Here is an 18,075-nt window from a genome sequence, read left to right as displayed (position 1 = left end):
GCAGCCCAGCTCGGGCGGCCACCCGGGCTGGGCCATTCCTCACGGAACGAGGCCATTCTAATCCAGTGCGCTAAAACAAGGGTGGGCAAAGGCGCCCCTGCGCCGTGCCCACGTCTTCTAAATGGTGGGCACGCTATCGCTTTGCCCACCCTACGGCAGCGGTGAATGCGGCTACCGCCAGTGCAGCAACCTTGTCTCCAGCCAGCCGATCACCTTGCCCACCGCGAGCCCGAATACCGACAGGATCACCACGCCCGCGAGCAGCTGATCGGTCTGCATCAGATTGCCAGCCTGGAGCACGAAGGCGCCGATGCCGTATTGCGCGCCGATCATCTCGGCGCTGACGACGAGCAGCAGCGCCACCGAGGCGGTGATGCGGAAGCCGGCGAGGATCGCCGGCAGCGCGCCCGGCCAGATCACTTTCCGCACGATGGTTGCGAAGGGAACGTTGAAGCTCTGCGCCATGCGGATGAGGTTGCGCGGCACCGCATCGACGCCGCTGTAGACCGAGATCGCGGTCGAGAAGAACACGCCAAGCGCAATGGTCGCGATCTTCGGCTCTTCGCCGATGCCGAGCCAGAGGATCAACAGCGGTAATAGCGCGATCTTCGGAATCGGGAACAGCGCCGAGATGAAGGTGATGCCGACGCTGCGCGCCAGCCGCGACAGGCCGATGGCGAAGCCGACCGCGACACCGGCCGCAGTCCCGAGCACCCAGCCGACCCCGATGCGCAGCAGCGAGGCGGACAGATGCTCCCAGAGCGCGCCTGAAATCGCGAGCTGGTAGATCGCGCGCGCGATCGCCGACGGCGCTGGCAGGAACAGCGGATTGACGAGGCCGGTGCTTCCGGCGGCCTGCCAGACCGCGATGACGAGGGCGAGCGCGATCCAGCCGCCGAAGCGGCTCGACGCGGGCACGAAGCCGGCGCCGCGGAAGCGGACGCGCCGGATCGCCTCAGCCTTCTCTGATGTTTCCGTCACCGGCGCGCGGTCAAGCATGCTGGACCTCGCGCTCGGCATCGATCGCCTCGTTGCGGATCAACGACCAGATCTGATTCTGCAGCGCCAGCAGCTTTTCACGCGCCGTCGCCTCGCCGCGCGCCGCGCGTGTCATCGGCACGGTCACGACCTCGCGGATACGGCCGGGGCGGCGCGACAGCACCACGATGCGGTCGGCGAGCCGTGCGGCTTCTTCGAGATTGTGGGTGACATAGACCGCGCCCATGCCGCCATCGGCGAGCAGGCGGACGAAGTCCTCCATCAGCAGCTCGCGGGTCTGCGAATCCAGCGCTGACAGCGGCTCGTCCATCAGCAGGATCGCAGGTCTGACCGCGAGCGCGCGCGAGATGCCAACACGCTGGCGCATGCCGCCGGAGAGCTGTTTTGGGTAGGTCTGGCGAAAGTCGGTTAGCCCGGTGCGGCGCAGGGCATCGTCGACGAGCGCGCGGCGCTGGGCTGCCGAGAGCTGGGTATGCAGCAACGGGAATTCGACATTCTCCTCCACCGTGGCCCAAGGCAGCAGCGCAAAATCCTGGAACACGAAGGTGAGCGGATTGAGACTGTCCGCAGGCGGCGCCCCGCGCAGCTCGGGCGCGCCCGACGTCGGCTGCAACAGCCCGCCAAGGATCGACAGCAGCGTGCTCTTGCCGCAACCGGAGGGACCGACGATCGCCACCACCTCGCCAGCACTAAGGGTGAAGGAGATGTCGTCGAGCACGGCGAGATCGCCGAAATGGTGGGAGATGTGGTTGGCGATCAGGTCCATGGGCTGCGCCCTCTCACTCTCGCCCCGTCATCCTGAGGCGCTCGACTTGCGGCGCGCCGCAAGTCGAGCCTCGAAGGATGTGCGGCCCGGATGCTGCTCGGCCGTACATCCTTCGAGGCTCGTAGCGCAGTGCAGATGCACTGCGCTACTCGCACCTCAGGATGACGGGGAGAGAATATAGTGCGCAGCATCAATCCGCCTTCACATAATCCTTGGCGATGATCGCATTCGCGTCAAAACCCTTGTCCGCGAATCCCTGCTCCTGCAGCCATTTGATCTGGTTGTCGACGTTCTTCACGTCGAGCTTGCCGTCGGGATCGATATAGGCGCAGTTGCCGACCACCTGCTCGACCGGCAGGTTGGTGTACTTCGCGATGATCTCCAGCAGCGGCTTTGTCTGCTCGTTGATCGGCGCTGTGCCGTCCTTCATCGCGGCGAGGATGGTGTCGTGATATTCGCGGTCGGCTTTTGCGAGCACGCCGAGAAATTTCGTGACCAGCGCCTTGTTGGTCAGCATCTTCGGCGAGGCGAACACCGCGCCCAGCTGCCACGGCGTCTCGTCGCCGACCCAGCCCAGGAATTTCGCGCCGCCCTCGTCCATCAGTTTTCGCGCGGTCGAGATGGGGAGAAGCGCTGCATCGACGGTTTCGCCCTTCAGTGCGGCGGCTGCATTCGACAGCGATTGCAGTGGCACGATCTTCACGTCCGCGAGCTTGAAGCCGTATTTGTCGGCGAGCAGGCCGAGCGAATAGTGAAAGGAGGAGCCAACCTGCGTCATCGCCACGCGCTTGCCCGCGAGGTCCTTCGGCGTCTTCAGACCGCTCGCATAGGCGTTGTTGCTGGCGAAATAGCCGATCAGGGGATAGCCGGGCTTCTCGCGGCTCATGCCACCGATCACCTTCAGCACGCCCTTGCCGGCGAGATTGTAGAGACCGGCGGTGAAGGCGGTGACGCCGAAATCGACGTCGCCCGAGGTGGTGGCGACCGCGATCGGCTGCGCCGCGTCGAAGAACTTCAGCTCGACCTCCAAGCCGGCGTCGCGAAAATAGCCCTTGTCCTGCGCGATGAAGACCGGCGCAGAGGAGGACAGACGGAGCACGCCGACCTTGGCCTTCAGCGCATCCTCGGCCCGCGCCGTGCCCATCGCCATGATCGCCATCAGGCCAGCAGCTGCGAGCCTTGCAATTCCGATCATCCCGTTTCCTCCGTCGTCTTCTTTAGCTGCCCGTCACAGACCTTCTGGCACGGGCTGATCCCGCCCAATGAAGGCGCCCTGTTGTTTCAACGTTTCCTGCAATTTTTCAATGGGGATTTCGCGTGGAATCCGGTTTCCGGAGAGCGCCAATGCGGCGGCGGAACCGGCTGCCTCGCCCATCACGAAACAGGCACCGGAGACCCGCGCGGCCGACTGCCCCTCATGGGTCATGGAAGCGCAGCGGCCGGCGACCAGGAGGTTGTCGACGCCCTCGGGCACCAGCATGCGGTAGGGCAGCTCATTGTAGCCGCGCGACTCCGGGATCGGCGGGAAGGTGAAGACGACATCACCGGGAACATGGGCCTCGATCGGCCAGCCATTGACGCCGATGGTGTCCTCGAACGATGCGCAGCCGAGCACGTCCGCGCCGCTGAGCTGATAGCCGCCTCTGATGCGGCGGGTTTCTCGGATGCCGAGCTGCGGCGGCAAATCGACGATGTAGGATTTTTCAAAGCCGGGCACGGTGCTGCGCAGGAACTCGTACGCCGCGAGCGCCTGCTTGCGGCCCTCGATCTCGCCGCGGGTGAGATCGTCGGGCTCGATGCCGTTGATGGCATGGCCGTCCTCGCGCGCCACTTGTGTAAAGTTCACCCGCCATTCGATGCCGGATTTTTGCGGTCGCACGATCGCGCTTTTCCGCGGAAATTTATGCGTGCCGGCCGCGATCGCCTTTTCCATCAATTGCGGGATGGTGCGCCAGGCATCACCGGCCTTGTCAGGATCGATGCCGTTGAGACGCAGCATCATCGAGGGATAGAGCGGATGGCCGTGCTCGTCGCCGATCTCGAACGGTGCGCCGGCCCAGACCGCGAGATCGCCATCGCCGGAGCAATCGATAAAAATCTCCGCGCGCACGGCCTGCCGGCCGGCCTTGGTCTCGACCAGCAGCGCGTCGATGCGGCGGTCATCACTCATCACAACGCCGGCTCCGAGGGCATGGAAGAGGATGTGCACCTTGTGGCTCGCGAGCAGTTGATCGGCCGCGATCTTGTAGGCCGCGGTGTCGTAGGCTTGGGCGAAGACCTTGCCGAGGATCAGGTGCGGCGTGTTGAGGCCATTGAGGAGATCGATCCGTGCCAACAGCTCGGACGCCATGCCCTGCACCAGCCGGTGCGCCTTGCCGTAGACATTGCCGTGCAGGCCGCAGAAATTGGTGACGCCGGCCGCCGTGCCCATGCCGCCGAGAAAGCCGTAGCGCTCGATCAGCAGCGTCTTCCGCCCCGCACGCGCCGCTGAGGCCGCCGCCACGATGCCGGCCGGACCGCCGCCGAGCACGACGACTTCATATTCGCCGTAGAGCGGCACTTTGCGCGCTGGTTCATCGATCGTCGTGGCCCGCATGGCGCGTCCCTTCCCAAAATTCCTTGCTTGCGGCCGACTATGAATTAACGCGTAGCGGGCTACAATCCATCAAAATAGGCGATCAACTTTCGCGAATCGAGAAAGGTCGAAATGGACATCCTCGTGAACCTCCAGGCCTTCCTCGCCACCGCGGACGCCGCCGGCTTCTCCGCCGCCGCGCGAAAGCTCAATGTCTCGACCTCGGTCGTCGCCAAGCGCGTCACGCAACTGGAGGCGCGGATCGGCACAGCGCTGTTTCACCGCTCGACGCGGCAATTGCGGCTCACCGAAGCCGGCCAGCGCTACGTGCATCGCGCGCGCGGTGTCGTCACCGATGCCACCGACCTGCTCTCGCGCATGGGCGAGAAGGGCCACGATCTCGTCGATCACCTCCGCATCAAGGCGCCGACCTCGCTGACGGTGGCGCGGCTCGCCGACGCCTTCAGCGCATTCCAGACCCAGAACCCGCGGCTCAAGCTCGATATCGTGCTGATCGATCGCCCGGTCGATCCAGTCACCGAAGGCTTCGACATCGCCATCGGCGCCTTCCCGCATTCGTTCGGCGGTGTAGTCGACGAGCCCCTGTGTTTGCTGAAGCGCCTGCTCTGCGCCTCGCCCGCTTATTTGAAGAAGCACGGCACGCCAAAACATCCGCGCGACCTGGTCGAGCATCGCTGCCTGAGCTTCCTGCCGACCGGCCCGGAATGGGTCTTCGACGGGCCGCGCGGCCGCATCAGCATCCAGGTCAGTCCATTGCTGTCCTCCAACGAGGGCCACGTGCTGGCGCGCAGCGCCATCGCCGGCAACGGCATCGCGCTGATGTCGCATTACCTCGTGGCGGATGCGTTGCGTGACGGCTGGCTGAAGCCCGTGCTGCGCGACTTTCCGATTCCAGAATTGTGGGTGAAGGCCGCAATTCCGGAACGGCGACGCAACGCCGCCGCGGTGCAGGCGCTGCTGACTTTGCTCAAGACGTCACTCGCACCGTCGCTGTAGCCCGTGTCCAGGTGGCCGTAGCCCGCATGAGCGAAGCGACATGCGGGACTCTCGCGACATTCCCGGATGTCGCTTCGCTCATCCGGGCTACGCGGTGCGCGCCGCGTCGCGCACCCGTCACAACTTCGCAGTTGCTCTCGCAGGACGGACCTGAGAGAAGCGTCGCCATGGATTCGATTCTCGTGAAATTTACTCTCGCCGCCCTGACTGCCCTCGCGCTCTCGGCCTCTCCCGCCTCGGCCCTGGAGCAAAACTGCCGCTTCATCCAGGCCAAGCCCGATCGTGAGGCCTGCTACAAGCGGCAGGAGGAAGAGCTCGCCGCGAAGCGCAAGCCGGCCGCGCCGACCGAGGAGAGCACGACGCTCGAAACGATGCGCCAGATGCGGCAGGACGACGACGCGGTCTATCGGAGCATCAACAACATCTGCCGCGGCTGCTGAAGCTCAACCTTTCCCGCCACCCCAACTCGCCGCCCGCTTCTCCGCAAACGACGCCAGCCCTTCCGCGGCTTCCGCGCTCTGGCGCTTGAGCGAATGCAGCTGCACGAGCCGCGAATACGCCGCATCGTCCACCGCCATGCCGCCGAACGAGCTCTCCAGCGAGAGCTTCTTGGTCTCGGCCATCGCCTCGGGTCCGTTGGCGAGCAACTGCTCGACCACCTTGGCTCCGGCGGCTTCGAGATCGGCGAGCGGCACCACCTCATGGACGAGGCCGATGCGGCGGGCCTCCTCGGCTCCGAAGCGCTCGCCGGTGAGAGCATAACGACGGACTTGCCGGACCCCGATGGCGTCGCAGAGCTGTGGGATGATGATCGCGGCGGTCAGGCCCCAGCGCACCTCGGTGATGGAGAACAGGGCGTTGTCCGCGGCAATCACGACATCGCAGGCCGCGATCACGCCGGTGCCGCCGCCGAAGCAGCCGCCCTGCACCAACGCGACCGTCGGGATCGGCAAGGTGTTGAGCCGCTGCACGGCCTCGAAAGTCGCACGCGAGGCCGCCTCGTTTGCTTCCGTCGATTGCGGCCGCACGCCATTGATCCATTTGAGGTCGGCGCCCGCCTGGAAATGCCTGCCGTTGCCCCTGAGAACGACGACCCGCAAGGCCGGCTTCTTGGCCAGATCGTCCATGGCCGCCAGCACGCCTGATATCAGCGCGCCGTCATAGGCGTTGTTGACCTCCGGCCGGTTCAACGTGACGCTCGCAACCCCGCGTTCATCCAGGGTCCACAGGACAGGGCTGGCAGTCATCGGCGATCCTCCGGTTGTTTGCCGCGCACTATGACCGAGGCCACGCATCCCGATCCATATCTTTCCGGCGTAGGGCAGCCGCGTCCATCGCATGGCGGCTTGTGTCATGCTGCCGCCTGATGGCACCAAGAGATCAGGGACAGGATCAACATGCGCATCTGCATTTTCGGCGCGGGCGCCGTCGGCAGCCACATTGCGGTACGGCTGGCACGCGCCGGCCATGAGGTCTCATGCGTGATGCGGGGGGCGCATCTCGAGGCGGTGCGCGCGGGCGGCCTCAAGCTGCGGGTCGGCGATTCCGAGGTTAGCGCCAAGGTGAACGCGTCAGGGGATCCGGCCCAGCTCGGCCCGCAGGACGTCGTGATCTCCACGCTGAAGGCGACCGCGCTGACGGGACTGGTTTCCAGCATCAAGCCACTACTCCAGGACGACACCGCGATCGTGTTCGCGCAGAACGGCATTCCCTGGTGGTACGGTATCGGCCTGCCGCCCCGGCATCCGACACCGCCGGACATTTCGTTCCTCGATCCCGGCGGCCGCCTGCGCGCCTGCATTCCGAAAGAGCGGATCATCGGCGGCGTCATCTTCTCCTCCAACGAGGTGACCGCGCCCGGCGTGGTGCAGAACCTGACGCCGGACCGCAACCGCCTCCTGATCGGCGAATGCGACGATCGCAATTGCGAGCGGATCACGAAGCTTCGCAACGTCTTCAACGACGCGCGGCTGGAATCACCACCGGTGGCCGAGATCCGCGAAGCGATCTGGTCAAAGCTGCTGACCAACATGTCGCTGTCGGTGCTGTGCCTTCTCACCGGCCAGACCGCGCGCGGCGTACGCGACGACCCCGCTTTCGCCGAGGTCATTCCGCGCATGCTGAACGAGGCCAACGACATCGCCCAGCACTTCATCCCCGAGGTCAAGCGCGTGACGCGCAGCGGGCCCGCCCCCAACCACAAGCCGTCGCTGCTGCAGGATTACGAGCTTGGCCGCGCCATGGAGATCGACGTGCTGGTGAAGGCCCCGGCCGCCTTCGCGCGCACCGCCGGCCTGTCGACGCCGACGCTCGACCTGATCGCCGCGCTGGCGATCCAGAAGGCGCGCGACAAGGGGCTCTATTCGGCGTGAAGCGCAAGCGCTTCACATTATCTTTTGGAGCACGATCTTCTCGGAAAACCGCCGCGCACTTTTCCGGATCATGCTCGTGCCTCAGGCGATTTGGTCGATCCAGGCTACGAGCGCGTCCAGCACCTCCGTGAGCGCCTCGTCATTCGTCCGGCCAGACTTTTTCAGCACCGCAAACGAGTGATCCCCGCCTTCGACCTGATGCAGCATCGCCTTCGCCCCGAGCTTCTCGACGACAGGCTTGAGGTAGCTCAGGTCGGCAAGACCATCGCGGGTGCCTTGCAGGAACAGCATGGGGACAGTGATACCGGCGAGGTGCTCGGCGCGCTCGGACGACGGCTTCTTGTCGGCATGCAGGGGAAACCCGAGGAAGGCGAGCCCTTTGACGCCAGGCAGTGGCGACTTGGACTGCGCCTGCGAGGTCATGCGCCCGCCGAACGACTTGCCGCCGGCGACAAGCGTCACGCCGGGGCACAGCCGCGCCGCCTCCGCGACCGCCACGCGAATCGCGGCGTGCGCAACCGCCGGCTGGTCGGGACGTCCCTTCTTCTCTTCCATGTAGGGAAAATTGAAGCGGAACGTCGCAATGCCGCGCTCGCTGAGGCCCGCCGCGACCTTCTCCATGAACGCATGCCGCATGTCCGCACCCGCACCATGCGCCAGCACGTAACAGGCGCGCGCATCGTCCGGCAGCGTCAGGATGGCCGAGACCGTGCCGATGCGTTCGATGTCGAGCTTGAGCTCAGTCGTCTTGCTCCTCATGGCGTCTTGCAGCCTCGATCTGCACCTAGCAGCGCGCGCCCCTCGCGGGCCAGAGGTAGTCCAGGACCTGGTTGAGCGTCATCATGACCTCGCGGCGCCCCTCGTTCTTCACTGAGCCGAATTTCTCTTCGAGTGCAAGCTTGGCAAAGCCGTGAACGGTCGACCAGGCCGCCGCGGCCGCCGTCCTCGCCTCCTTCGGCCTGCCGCCGACCAGTTCGGCGACGACGACCTCGAACGCCTGGCCGGCGGCTCTGCTCGCCTGCCTGAGGCGCGCGTCGTCGGCGACGAGGCGCTTGTTCGCAAACATCATCTGGAAGCGGCCGGGATGTCGCAGGGCAAAATCGACATAGGCAAGGCCCTGGGCATGGAGTTTTTCGCGCGCGCCCTCTTTGCCGGACGCCGCCTCCCGCAAGACGCCGGCAAGCGCGTCGTAGCCGCGGATCGCAACCTCGGTCAAAAGGCCCTGGGCATTGCCGAAATGATGCGATGGAGCGGCCGGCGAGACGCCGGCGCGGCGCGCGGCTTCGCGCAACGTGAAACCTTCGGCACCTTGCTCGGCGAGAATGGCTTCGCTTGCGGCGATCAGCGCCTCCTGCAATTCGCCGTGATGATAGCCAGGCTCTGGCTGGGCGATCCGGGTGCTGCGGCTGGCGGGAGAGGTCCGTTTTTTCATGTAACTTGACACTGTTCAGATTGCGCCGTATCTATCTTAACACTGTTCAGATGGATCGACCGGAGTTCGAAATGACCGAAATGCAGGATATCACCACGACGAGCCCGGTAAAGCGTCGTCACCTGGTCGGTGGCGCAGCTCTGGGTGTGCTCGCCGGCGCGGTCGGCGGCCTCGCGGGCGGCGTGGCGCTCGGCCAGGGTGCGGCGCTGCCACAGCAGAAACCCAGCGGCAAACGCCGATTCGAGGGCAAGGTCGTGATCGTCACGGGCGGCACCTCTGGCATCGGCCGGGCCGCGACCCTGATGTTCGCCGCCGAGGGCGGCCGGATCGTGTTCTGCGGGCGCAACGTCGAGCGCGGCAAGCAGGTGGAGAACGACGTTCGCGAGGCCGGCGGTGAGGCAACCTTCGTTCGCGCCGACGTCCGCAACGAGGCCGAGGTGAAGGCGCTGGTCGACAAGACCATCGAACGCCATGGCCAGCTCGACGTCGCTTTCAACAATGCCGGCATCTCGATCGAAAGGCCGCTGCACGAATACAGCGCAGCCGAATTCGACGACGTGATCAGCACGGATTTGCGCGGCGTGTTCCTGTCGATGAAGTATGAGATCCCACACATGCTGGAGAAAGGCGGCTCGATCGTCGTCACCTCCTCTTCGAACGCCATCGGCACGACCGCCAGGCGCTCGGCCTATTCGGCGGCCAAGCGCGGGCTGGTCGGCCTGGTCCAGGCCGCGGCATTCGACTACGCAAAGCACGGCATCCGCATCAACACGTTGATCCCCGGCACCACGGACACGCCGATGATTCGCCGCCTCGCCGGCATGGAGGGTCTGCCCGACGCCGCCTGGCATGTCGGCATCGCGCAATGGGCCAAGTCCAACGTTCCCGGGTTGCAGCGCGTGGCGACGCCCGAGGAGATCGCCGCCTTTGCGCTCGTGCTGGCCTCCGACGATCATCCCTATACGACCGGTGGCCAGTTTGTCATCGACGGCGGCAAGACCGCACATGGCGGGTAGACCCCGCGCAGCCTGAAAACACAATTCAATGCGATCTCGATTGACGTAACACAGGCGCCGGGCCTTGCGCCCGTACCGGTCGCTGTGGCAGGCCTGACGCTCCGGCAGTCGCAAAGTGACATCACCGATCGAGGTAACCATGTCCTACCGCTCCTCCTGGATGACCGAAGAGCTCGATGTCTTCCGCGACCAGTTCCGGAAATATCTCGCCAAGGACCTGGCGCCGCACGCCGAGAAATGGCGCGAGCAGAAGATGGTCGACCGCTTCGCCTGGCGCGGCCTCGGCGAGATGGGCGCGCTGCTGGCGAGCGTGCCGGAGGAATATGGCGGCCTGGGTGCAACCTTTGCCTATGACGCCGCGGTGCTCGATGATCTCGAAAGCACGGTGCCGGAGCTGACCACCGGCGTCTCCGTGCACAGCGCCATCGTCGCGCACTACATCCTCAATTACGGCTCGGAGGAGCAGAAGAAGCGCTGGCTGCCGAAGATGGCCTCGGGCGAGATGGTCGGCGCCATCGCCATGACCGAGCCCGGCACCGGCTCGGACCTCCAGGCCGTCAAGACCACGGCGAAGAAGCAGGGCAATTCCTACGTCATCAACGGCCAGAAGACGTTCATCACCAACGGCCAGGCCGCCGATCTCGTCATCGTGGTCGCGCGCACCGGCGAGGCCGGCGCGAAGGGCATTTCGCTGATCGTGGTCGAGACTTCAGGTGCGGACGGCTACAAGCGCGGGCGCAACCTCGACAAGATCGGCCTGCACGCCTCCGACACGTCGGAGCTGTTCTTCGACAACGTGACCGTGCCGCCGGAAAACCTGCTCGGCAGGGAAGAAGGCCAGGGCTTTGTCCAGCTGATGCAGCAACTGCCGCAGGAGCGCCTCGCGCTCGCGGTCGGCGCCGTCGCCGCGATGGAGCGCGCGGTGAAGCTCACTATCGACTACACCAAGGAGCGCAAGGCGTTCGGCAAGCCGCTGATGGATTTCCAGAACACCGCCTTCACGCTCGCCGAGCGCAAGACCGAGGCGATGATCGCGCGTGTCTTCGTGGACTGGTGCATCGAGCGGCTGATCGCAAAGGATCTCGACACCGTGACGGCGTCGATGGCGAAATACTGGTGCTCGGACAAGCAGGTCCAGACTGCCGACGAATGCCTGCAGCTGTTCGGCGGCTACGGCTACATGCAGGAATACCCGATCTCGCGCATCTTCATCGATTCCCGCATCCAGAAGATCTATGGCGGCACCAACGAGATCATGAAGCTATTGATCGCGCGGTCGTTGTAGGAGCAGCTACCTCATCCGCTTGTCGGCGGCGATGAAGTCGATGAAGGTCCGCACTTTCGCGGAGAGATATTTGCGGCTTGGATAGACCGCGAACAGCTTGCCGACGAAGACGACCTGGTCCGGCACGACATGTTCGAGACGCCCCGCAGCGATGTCTGCGGCGACCAGCCATTTCGGCAGGAAGGCGAGGCCCATGCCTTCGAGCGCGGCCATGTGCAGCAGCGTCTCGTTGGCGCTGCGCAGCACCGGGGCGAGCTTGATGGTCTCGGGGCCGTTCTCGCCCTGGAAAGAGAAGCTCTCGCCGGGATAAAGCGCGTATTGCAACAGCGCGTGGCCGGCCATGTCGGCGATTCTGGCCGGGCGCCCTGCGCGTTTGAGGTAGGCCGGCGCGGCGACCATGTAGAAGGGAACGTTGGTGATGGGGCGCGCGATCAGCGCCTCGTCGGGCGCGGCGGTCGCGCGCAGAGCGAGATCGAACCCCTCTTCCACGAGGTTGACCAGTCGGCCGCTGAGATCGATGTCGAGGCGCACATCCGGATATCGCGCCTGATAAGCCGCCAGTACGCGTGCGAAGATCGTGTTCACCATCCACACCGGCGCGGTCAGGCGCAGCGTACCGCGCGGTACGACGGTCGCCTTGCTGACGGCAGCCTCGACCTCGTCGAGCGAATCCAGCATCTGCCGCGCCTGCTCGAAATAGAGCGCGCCGCTTTCGCTCAGGCTGACGCGGCGGCTGGTCCGGTTGAGCAGCCGCGTGCCCAGCCGCTTCTCGAGCTGCATCACATGCTTGCTCGCCATGGCGGGGGAGATGCGCAGGCGCTGCGCCGCAGCCGCAAAGCTCTTCAGCTCGGCGACCAGGCAAAACACCCTCATGCTGACCAGCGTATCCATCAGATCATCAACATCCAGGAAATGAACCTATCCCGGAACCGATAATGATCAAAAACAGTGAAACCATCAAATGGTGGCAACCCTCACATTCTGGAGAACCGTCATGTCCACCACCACCTTCGAGACCGCCACCCCCGGCCGCGCCCTCCGCATCGGCCTCTGGGCCGCCCAGATCGTCCTCGCCGCCGTCTTCGTCTCGGCGGGGTTCGTCAAGCTGACCACGCCGATTCCGCAGCTAGCCGCGATGATGCCATTTGCGGGCGAGTATTCCCCAACGTTCGTCCGTTCCGTCGCCCTGGTCGATCTCGCCGGTGGCATCGGCATTCTTCTGCCGGCCCTGACCCGGATCCTGCCGCGACTGACTGTGTTGGCCGCGCTAGGCTGCTCCGTGCTGCAGGTGTTCGCATTCGTCTTCCATCTCTCGCGCGGCGAAGCTGCGACAACACCGCTCAACCTCGTCCTGCTCGCGCTCAGCCTCTTCGTGCTGTGGGGACGTAACAGCAAAGCGCCGATCGCACCGCGCCAGTTCTGATGCGATAGCGGGCACGCTAACGTGACGACACTTTTCAATCGTTTGTCCCGCAGGGGCCTGCTCGCCGGCGTATCGATCCTCACGGCCGGCGGCACCGCCGCGGCCAAGGAGGATCGCCTCGACGGTGTCGTGATCCTGATCGACAGCAACGAGCCCTACGTCATGGGTCATGCGATCAGCTACTCGGCCAACCTCTCCAGGCATTTTGCCGACAGGGGCGCGCGGCTGCTGATCGAGATCGTCGCCAACGGCAAGGGCATCGACGTCTTCCGCGCGGACAAGACCCCACTGGTCGAGCCGCTCGCGACACTGCGGCAGTCGGTGCCCAACCTCACCTACAGCACGTGCGCTTCGTCCAAAGCGATCGCGGAAGCCAAGGAGCAGATCTCCATCCCGCTGATCCCGGGTGCGAGCCTCGTCCCGTTCGGGATCGGGCGCGTCGTCGATCTGCAATTGAAGGGCTGGGCTTATATCCATGCGTAGGGCGGCACGCGAAGGCGTTGCGCTGTCGCGGCGATCGATGCTGATGGCTGCGGCAGCCTCGCTCGCTGTCCCGGGCGCGGCCCGCGCGCAGGACAGCTGGCCGCCGGTGTTCGAGGCCGGCCGCAGCCAGTTCACGGTGGTCCGCCCGCGCGCATTGATGCCGCAGCTCAGGCTTCAGGACGTGCACGGCAAGGACGTCATCGTGACGGCAAAGCCGGGCCACATCACATTGGTGAACTTCTGGGCGACCTGGTGCGCGGCCTGCAAGCTCGATCTGCCGATGCTCGCAAGCCTTGCGGGCGCGCGGCCCAACCGGCTCGACATCGTCGCGATCTGCACGGACACCAAAGACCTGCGCAAGATCCGCGCATTTCTCGGCGGCCTCGCCGTGCAGTACCTCGCCTGCCATGCCGACAGCTACGGCGCGGCGGCCGAAGCATCGACCACGACGTTCTCGCTGGTCGGCATGCCCATCACCTATCTGGTCGGAACGAGCGGACGCGTCGAGGGCTACATCACTGGGGCGCCCGACTGGCTCTCACCCGCGGGCGCGCGGCTGCTGCAATTCTATCGCGAACAGGGTTAGTGCCGTCTCAGTTCGGATGCCACCAGCGGCCGCCGATGACGACGCCCTCCGAGACGATCTTGCGATCGCCGATCAGGTGCTCGCCGACGACGTCCTCATAGTCGAACTGACCCTGCCTGACCGTGACAAGCGTGGCGTCGCCGACGCTGCCGGGCTTGAGGCTGCCGAGTTCGGGGCGGCGCAGCGCCATCGCCGCGTTCACCGTCGAGGCCGCGACCACATCGGACAGCTCCATGCCCATGCACAGGAATTTCGACATGGTCGTGACCTGGTCGAAGGCGGGGCCATCGATGCAAAGCTGATGGATGTCCGAGGAGATCGTGTCCGGATAGAAACCGTTGGCGAGCATGGCGCGCGCGGTCTTGAACGCGAACGAGCCCTTGCCGTGGCCGATGTCGAACAGCACGCCGCGCTCGCGCGCGTCCAGCACCACCTTCTTCACCGTGCCCTGCGCGGTCGCGGGCGTGTTGGGGAAGGGACGGAACGCGTGGGTCAGCACGTCGCCGGGGCGCAGGCGCGCCAGCACCTCTTCATAGCTCGGCGGCGGATGGTCGATATGCGCCATCAGGGGCATGCCGACCTCGTTGGCGACCTCGAGCGCGATGTCGAGCGGCACCAGCCCTGAGGTGCCCGAGGAATGCAAGCCCACGCGCACCTTGATGCCGACGATGAGATCGCGGTTGGCATCGGCCACCTTGGCCGCCTCGATCGGATTCATCAACCGCAGCTCCTCGCTCTCGCCGACCATGATCCGGTGCGAGAAGCCGAAGATGCCGGCATGCGAGACGTGCAGATAAGCGAGAATGCGGACCTGGCTCGGCTCGATCACATGCTTGCGAAAACCCGCGAAATTGCCGGGACCGGCGCTGCCGGTGTCCACCGCCGTGGTGACGCCGGAGAGGCGGCAGAACTCCTCGGCATCGATGCCGAGCGAGGTACCGCCCCAATAGACATGGGTGTGCAGATCGATCAGCCCCGGCGTGACGATGTATTTCGAAACGTCGCGCACATCCGTGCCCGGATCCGCCTTGAGCCCGCTGCCGATCGCGGCGACCTTGCCGTTCGAAAATGCGACATCCGTCACGGCGTCGAGCTTCTGAGAGGGGTCAACGACCCGCCCGCCGCGCAGGATCAAGTCAAAAGGCATCATGGTCTCCGGATATGGCAAAGGACAGGCATGGACCGGGCTGGAAGGTGCCTTCCAGCCCGGCCGCTTCTGTTAGCAATTTTCACACCAGCCAAGCAAATCAGCGGGCATCCTGTCCGTTCGGCTTGCGGGCCGCCTTCGGCGCCTCCTCCTTCAGCCGCTCCAGGGCATCGGGCATCATGCGGCCGAACATCGAGCTCAGCATCGCGGTCGGGATCAGCCCAGCATTGCTGCTCTCCTGGCCCTGTCCGCCCGACATCAGGAATTGCGGCACCAGCGGCTGGTTGATCTTGGTCAGCGCCTCCGCGAACTTCGCGAAGTTCTGCTCGGCCAGCCTGAACTCAGGTCCGCCATAGGCGTCGACCGCGAGCTTGGTCGCCTGGGCGTTGGCGGTGCCGACCGCAAGCACGCGATCAGCTTCGCCCTGGCCTTCGAGCCGCGACTGCTGACCGACCGCGGCCGCCGTCACCTTGCGGGTCTCGGCGTCCTTCTGCGCGCGGGCGAGTGCGGCTGCGCCCTCGTTCTCGTTCACCTTGATCTGAATGAGGGACTGCGTCAGCGCCGATTGTGCCGCCGCCGTTGCCTTGGCCTCGTTGAGCGCGCGCTCCTGTACCGCGGCCTTCTCCTGCTCCTGATAGGTCTCGATCTGCTCGCGCGCGATCTGGCGCGAACGGAGCTGGATCAGGATGTTCTCGATGGTGTGATCGCCGGCCGCCGCGCGCGGCGTGCCGATCAGCACTTCCTGGAGGTCGAGAGAGTAGCTCTCGAACTTCGCCTTCATCTGCGCGGCCGATTCCTCCTGGATCGAGGCCCTGTTCTGCAGCAGCTCGATCAGCGTCATCTTCTGCGCGATGTTCTTGAAGAAGGCGCTGACCATCGGGTCGAGTGTCTGCTCGACCAGCTTCTTCACGTCGCCGAAGCGCTGGATGATCATCGGCGCTTTCTTGTAGTCGATATGCATCACCACCGAGAGCGGCAGCGTCGGCTCGAACGCATCCCTGGTGATCAGCGAGATCTCCGACAGGTTCTCGTCGAGCTTCATCGCACCGACCTCGCCGCGCACCCATTTCAGGATGAAGTTGACGGTCGGGATGATCTCGATCTTGCCGGCATAGGTGTTGAACGCGTATTTGCCGGGCAGGAGCGGATCCTTCCAGACACCGCGGCCGCCGTTCACCACGAGCTCGCCGTGGCGATACTGCTCGCCGGAGACGTCGTCGCTGTGCGGGCCGGTGTAGAAGATGACGACGCCGACATTGCCGACCGGGATCACCGTCTTCGGCACCGCCTCGACGGTTGCGAACAGGCGGTTGATGTACCAGGTGCCCTCGACGATGATCTGCAGCTGCCGGCCACGATAGCCGCCGGCGGCCAGGAATTTCTCGGGCTCCTGGAAATTGTTGTGAAAGGTCGCCTCGTCGCGGAGGTCAGTGCCGACCTCGGGCGCGATGATCTCGCCTGATGGCAGCGACGGGCCGTCATGCACGGTGACAATGCCGACGAGGTCGTGATCGGCCGCGAGCACGACGGGTGCAAAGCCCCAGCGCTCGGCGATGGTGAGCTGCATGGCGTCGAGCACGCCGCGCTCCTGCTCGCTCAGGGCATGGCCGTAGACGCGATCGTCGGTGATGATCGCGAACTGCGTCGTGTTGATCGCATAGGTACCCTCGCGCAGGATCTTGCGCTGCGGCCCCTTCTGGCCGCCGCCGAGCAGGAAACGCCGCGCGTCCTGGAAATCCGACCTGTCCTCGCTGTCGTTGGCGCCGAGCACCTGCGATGCGCCAAGCGGCGCGCCGTCGCGCGCGAACACATAGGCGATCTTGCCCTGTCCGACCGTGACCAGATCCGATTTGTGGATGCGGTACATGAACGGAAAGAACACGTGCAGGCCGCCGCGCAGCACTTCCGGCTCGTAACCGGCTTCACCGTTCAGCGCGATGAAGCCGCCGTCGATCGATCCCGAGGTCGACCATAGCTTCTCGACGATGCCGACCTGGTTGTTCGGAATGTAACGAAAGATATTGGCAAGGCGCAGCAGGATGACGAACGCAATCGCTGCCGCGGCCCACAGCCCCGGCTGGATCAGCCAGGCGCCATTGAAACCATTGAGGTCCATAGCTCATCTCCAAAATTCGCAACTGGACGACCTTGTTAACCAAGGCCACACCCCAGAATTGCGGGAGCGCAGATGTGAACAGGGAACCCGCCGCGCAAGCCGATTGGCACGTAAAGCCGTGCCAATCTTTTTTTATTGGGGACTTGACGGGAGGAAGAGAAAGAGTCAGCGGAAAATTCTGAAAAGCCGCATTATGGAATGGCGATCCCGGGAAGACTCGAACTTCCGACCTACGGTTTAGGAAACCGTCGCTCTATCCGGCTGAGCTACGGGACCGCGGAACCCGTGGGTACGGGTTCGATCCCCTCATAGCAGAGCAAAATGAGGTTCGCCAGCCGTCAGGCGGGCCAGGCCATCGTCAACCTGAACGAGGCGGCTATACAATCGCTTCCAGGCCCCTCTCGGCGGAGCAGCTCACATGATCGAAAGCATCAGCGCCATCACGCTCGGCACGCATGACATGGGGCGCGCCGTGCACTTCTACCGGTCGCTGGGGTTCGAGCTCCTGTATGGTGGCGAAGCCGCCGCATTCACGAGCTTTCGCGCCGGCACCGGCTATCTCAATCTGACTGCGCAGCCGGAAGACAAGCGCTGGTCCTGGTGGGGCCGCGTCATCTTCTACGTGGCCAATGTCGACGAGACCTACGCGCAGGCGCGCGCTGCCGGGTGGCAGCCGTCGACCACGCCGCGCGATGCCGAATGGGGTGAGCGCTACTTCCATCTCACCGACCCCGACGGCCACGAGCTCAGTTTCGCACGGCCGTTGTCCTGACCGAATAAGTCGCATCTGCTGACGTTCCAACGCGCAAGTAGCGCTGTCTCCGCCGCCGTGGCAAGCTTGGCACGGGCTTCCTCAAG

Annotated in this window: 19 protein-coding genes and 1 tRNA gene; 9 read left to right on the top strand and 11 right to left on the bottom strand. The window is 65.0% G+C overall.

Annotated elements, in window-relative coordinates:
* Window positions 1-171: 171 nt before the first annotated feature.
* From GGD63_RS37600 to GGD63_RS37585, 4 genes are all read right to left on the bottom strand, one after another.
* Window positions 172-999: an ABC transporter permease gene (locus GGD63_RS37600; RefSeq protein WP_183250022.1), complete on the bottom strand. Its 828-nt coding sequence runs from the start codon at window positions 997-999 to the stop codon at window positions 172-174.
* Window positions 992-1,765 (bottom strand): ABC transporter ATP-binding protein, encoded by a 774-nt coding sequence (locus GGD63_RS37595; protein ID WP_183250020.1) that lies wholly within the window; start codon window positions 1,763-1,765, stop codon window positions 992-994. The genes GGD63_RS37600 and GGD63_RS37595 overlap by 8 nt, the downstream gene beginning before the upstream one ends.
* A gap of 190 nt (window positions 1,766-1,955) precedes the next feature.
* Window positions 1,956-2,960: an ABC transporter substrate-binding protein gene (locus tag GGD63_RS37590; RefSeq protein WP_183250018.1), complete on the bottom strand. Its 1,005-nt coding sequence runs from the start codon at window positions 2,958-2,960 to the stop codon at window positions 1,956-1,958.
* Window positions 2,961-2,993: 33 nt separating this feature from the next.
* On the bottom strand, window positions 2,994-4,361 hold the full coding sequence (locus GGD63_RS37585) for an FAD-dependent oxidoreductase (RefSeq protein ID WP_183250016.1): 1,368 nt from the start codon (window positions 4,359-4,361) through the stop codon (window positions 2,994-2,996).
* 111 nt (window positions 4,362-4,472) lie between these two features.
* On the opposite strand from GGD63_RS37585, the gene GGD63_RS37580 reads away from it, so the two are divergent.
* Together GGD63_RS37580 and GGD63_RS37575 are read left to right on the top strand one after the other, a co-directional pair.
* Window positions 4,473-5,357 carry a LysR family transcriptional regulator gene (locus GGD63_RS37580; RefSeq protein WP_183250014.1) on the top strand — a complete coding sequence of 295 codons (885 nt, stop codon included), beginning with the start codon at window positions 4,473-4,475 and terminating at the stop codon, window positions 5,355-5,357.
* A 167-nt stretch (window positions 5,358-5,524) separates the two neighbouring features.
* Complete coding sequence (locus GGD63_RS37575; protein ID WP_183250012.1) at window positions 5,525-5,797, top strand: hypothetical protein; 273 nt, start codon at window positions 5,525-5,527, stop codon at window positions 5,795-5,797.
* Between the two features lie 3 nt (window positions 5,798-5,800).
* Here GGD63_RS37575 and GGD63_RS37570 read toward each other — a convergent pair whose 3' ends face one another.
* Entirely contained in the window at window positions 5,801-6,604 is an 804-nt protein-coding gene (locus tag GGD63_RS37570) for an enoyl-CoA hydratase-related protein (protein WP_183250010.1), read from the bottom strand.
* A 150-nt stretch (window positions 6,605-6,754) separates the two neighbouring features.
* Here GGD63_RS37570 and GGD63_RS37565 point away from each other — a divergent pair, with 150 nt between their 5' ends.
* Window positions 6,755-7,729 (top strand): ketopantoate reductase family protein, encoded by a 975-nt coding sequence (locus GGD63_RS37565; RefSeq protein WP_183250007.1) that lies wholly within the window; start codon window positions 6,755-6,757, stop codon window positions 7,727-7,729.
* An 81-nt stretch (window positions 7,730-7,810) separates the two neighbouring features.
* Here GGD63_RS37565 and GGD63_RS37560 read toward each other — a convergent pair whose 3' ends face one another.
* A complete protein-coding gene (locus GGD63_RS37560; RefSeq protein WP_183250006.1) occupies window positions 7,811-8,488 on the bottom strand; it encodes an alpha/beta family hydrolase in 678 nt (225 codons plus the stop codon).
* 25 nt (window positions 8,489-8,513) lie between these two features.
* Complete coding sequence (locus GGD63_RS37555) at window positions 8,514-9,161, bottom strand: TetR/AcrR family transcriptional regulator (RefSeq protein WP_183250004.1); 648 nt, start codon at window positions 9,159-9,161, stop codon at window positions 8,514-8,516.
* 71 nt (window positions 9,162-9,232) lie between these two features.
* Between GGD63_RS37555 and GGD63_RS37550 the strand changes: the two genes are divergently transcribed.
* A complete protein-coding gene (locus tag GGD63_RS37550; RefSeq protein ID WP_246785812.1) occupies window positions 9,233-10,177 on the top strand; it encodes an SDR family NAD(P)-dependent oxidoreductase in 945 nt (314 codons plus the stop codon).
* 139 nt (window positions 10,178-10,316) lie between these two features.
* Window positions 10,317-11,462, top strand: a complete 1,146-nt coding sequence (locus GGD63_RS37545) for an acyl-CoA dehydrogenase family protein (protein ID WP_183250002.1) — start codon at window positions 10,317-10,319, stop codon at window positions 11,460-11,462.
* A 6-nt stretch (window positions 11,463-11,468) separates the two neighbouring features.
* Here the strand turns inward: GGD63_RS37545 and GGD63_RS37540 are convergent, their stop codons facing one another.
* The gene (locus tag GGD63_RS37540; protein ID WP_183250000.1) at window positions 11,469-12,353 is read right to left on the bottom strand and encodes a LysR family transcriptional regulator; all 885 of its coding nucleotides are present in this window, start codon (window positions 12,351-12,353) and stop codon (window positions 11,469-11,471) included.
* Between the two features lie 103 nt (window positions 12,354-12,456).
* Here GGD63_RS37540 and GGD63_RS37535 point away from each other — a divergent pair, with 103 nt between their 5' ends.
* From GGD63_RS37535 to GGD63_RS37525, 3 genes are read left to right on the top strand one after another with little or no spacing between them, the layout of a single operon-like run.
* Window positions 12,457-12,885, top strand: coding sequence for a DoxX family protein (locus tag GGD63_RS37535; protein ID WP_183249998.1), 429 nt, complete (start codon window positions 12,457-12,459; stop codon window positions 12,883-12,885).
* 21 nt (window positions 12,886-12,906) lie between these two features.
* Complete coding sequence (locus GGD63_RS37530; protein WP_183249997.1) at window positions 12,907-13,368, top strand: DsrE family protein; 462 nt, start codon at window positions 12,907-12,909, stop codon at window positions 13,366-13,368.
* Window positions 13,361-13,954 carry a TlpA disulfide reductase family protein gene (locus GGD63_RS37525; RefSeq protein ID WP_183249995.1) on the top strand — a complete coding sequence of 198 codons (594 nt, stop codon included), beginning with the start codon at window positions 13,361-13,363 and terminating at the stop codon, window positions 13,952-13,954. The genes GGD63_RS37530 and GGD63_RS37525 overlap by 8 nt, the downstream gene beginning before the upstream one ends.
* A 7-nt stretch (window positions 13,955-13,961) precedes the next feature.
* Here GGD63_RS37525 and GGD63_RS37520 read toward each other — a convergent pair whose 3' ends face one another.
* The 3 genes from GGD63_RS37520 to GGD63_RS37510 all read right to left on the bottom strand — a co-directional run bounded on the left by GGD63_RS37520 (window position 13,962) and on the right by GGD63_RS37510 (window position 17,493).
* Window positions 13,962-15,101 carry an amidohydrolase/deacetylase family metallohydrolase gene (locus GGD63_RS37520; protein WP_183250027.1) on the bottom strand — a complete coding sequence of 380 codons (1,140 nt, stop codon included), beginning with the start codon at window positions 15,099-15,101 and terminating at the stop codon, window positions 13,962-13,964.
* Window positions 15,102-15,201: 100 nt separating this feature from the next.
* Window positions 15,202-17,217, bottom strand: coding sequence for an SPFH domain-containing protein (locus tag GGD63_RS37515; RefSeq protein WP_183249993.1), 2,016 nt, complete (start codon window positions 17,215-17,217; stop codon window positions 15,202-15,204).
* 199 nt (window positions 17,218-17,416) lie between these two features.
* Window positions 17,417-17,493 (bottom strand) — tRNA-Arg (locus GGD63_RS37510).
* Window positions 17,494-17,635: 142 nt separating this feature from the next.
* On the opposite strand from GGD63_RS37510, the gene GGD63_RS37505 reads away from it, so the two are divergent.
* Window positions 17,636-17,989, top strand: coding sequence for a VOC family protein (locus GGD63_RS37505; RefSeq protein ID WP_183249991.1), 354 nt, complete (start codon window positions 17,636-17,638; stop codon window positions 17,987-17,989).
* Window positions 17,990-18,075: the final 86 nt, after the last annotated feature.

This window comes from Bradyrhizobium sp. cir1 (genome assembly GCF_014198245.1).
Taxonomy (GTDB): domain Bacteria; phylum Pseudomonadota; class Alphaproteobacteria; order Rhizobiales; family Xanthobacteraceae; genus Bradyrhizobium.
Note: the sequence above shows the minus strand (reverse complement) of the source record. Positions and strands in the feature narration are given on the sequence as shown.

Excerpts from the sequence above, each read along its gene's own strand:
- GGD63_RS37600 (WP_183250022.1), bottom strand. The coding sequence starts at position 999 with ATGCTTGACCGCGCGCCGGTGACGGAAACATCAGAGAAGGCTGAGGCG.
- GGD63_RS37595 (WP_183250020.1), bottom strand. The coding sequence starts at position 1,765 with ATGGACCTGATCGCCAACCACATCTCCCACCATTTCGGCGATCTCGCC.
- GGD63_RS37590 (WP_183250018.1), bottom strand. The coding sequence starts at position 2,960 with ATGATCGGAATTGCAAGGCTCGCAGCTGCTGGCCTGATGGCGATCATG.
- GGD63_RS37585 (WP_183250016.1), bottom strand. The coding sequence starts at position 4,361 with ATGCGGGCCACGACGATCGATGAACCAGCGCGCAAAGTGCCGCTCTAC.
- GGD63_RS37580 (WP_183250014.1), top strand. The coding sequence starts at position 4,473 with ATGGACATCCTCGTGAACCTCCAGGCCTTCCTCGCCACCGCGGACGCC.
- GGD63_RS37575 (WP_183250012.1), top strand. The coding sequence starts at position 5,525 with ATGGATTCGATTCTCGTGAAATTTACTCTCGCCGCCCTGACTGCCCTC.
- GGD63_RS37570 (WP_183250010.1), bottom strand. The coding sequence starts at position 6,604 with ATGACTGCCAGCCCTGTCCTGTGGACCCTGGATGAACGCGGGGTTGCG.
- GGD63_RS37565 (WP_183250007.1), top strand. The coding sequence starts at position 6,755 with ATGCGCATCTGCATTTTCGGCGCGGGCGCCGTCGGCAGCCACATTGCG.
- GGD63_RS37560 (WP_183250006.1), bottom strand. The coding sequence starts at position 8,488 with ATGAGGAGCAAGACGACTGAGCTCAAGCTCGACATCGAACGCATCGGC.
- GGD63_RS37555 (WP_183250004.1), bottom strand. The coding sequence starts at position 9,161 with ATGAAAAAACGGACCTCTCCCGCCAGCCGCAGCACCCGGATCGCCCAG.
- GGD63_RS37550 (WP_246785812.1), top strand. The coding sequence starts at position 9,233 with ATGACCGAAATGCAGGATATCACCACGACGAGCCCGGTAAAGCGTCGT.
- GGD63_RS37545 (WP_183250002.1), top strand. The coding sequence starts at position 10,317 with ATGTCCTACCGCTCCTCCTGGATGACCGAAGAGCTCGATGTCTTCCGC.
- GGD63_RS37540 (WP_183250000.1), bottom strand. The coding sequence starts at position 12,353 with ATGGATACGCTGGTCAGCATGAGGGTGTTTTGCCTGGTCGCCGAGCTG.
- GGD63_RS37535 (WP_183249998.1), top strand. The coding sequence starts at position 12,457 with ATGTCCACCACCACCTTCGAGACCGCCACCCCCGGCCGCGCCCTCCGC.
- GGD63_RS37525 (WP_183249995.1), top strand. The coding sequence starts at position 13,361 with ATGCGTAGGGCGGCACGCGAAGGCGTTGCGCTGTCGCGGCGATCGATG.
- GGD63_RS37520 (WP_183250027.1), bottom strand. The coding sequence starts at position 15,101 with ATGCCTTTTGACTTGATCCTGCGCGGCGGGCGGGTCGTTGACCCCTCT.
- GGD63_RS37515 (WP_183249993.1), bottom strand. The coding sequence starts at position 17,217 with ATGGACCTCAATGGTTTCAATGGCGCCTGGCTGATCCAGCCGGGGCTG.
- GGD63_RS37505 (WP_183249991.1), top strand. The coding sequence starts at position 17,636 with ATGATCGAAAGCATCAGCGCCATCACGCTCGGCACGCATGACATGGGG.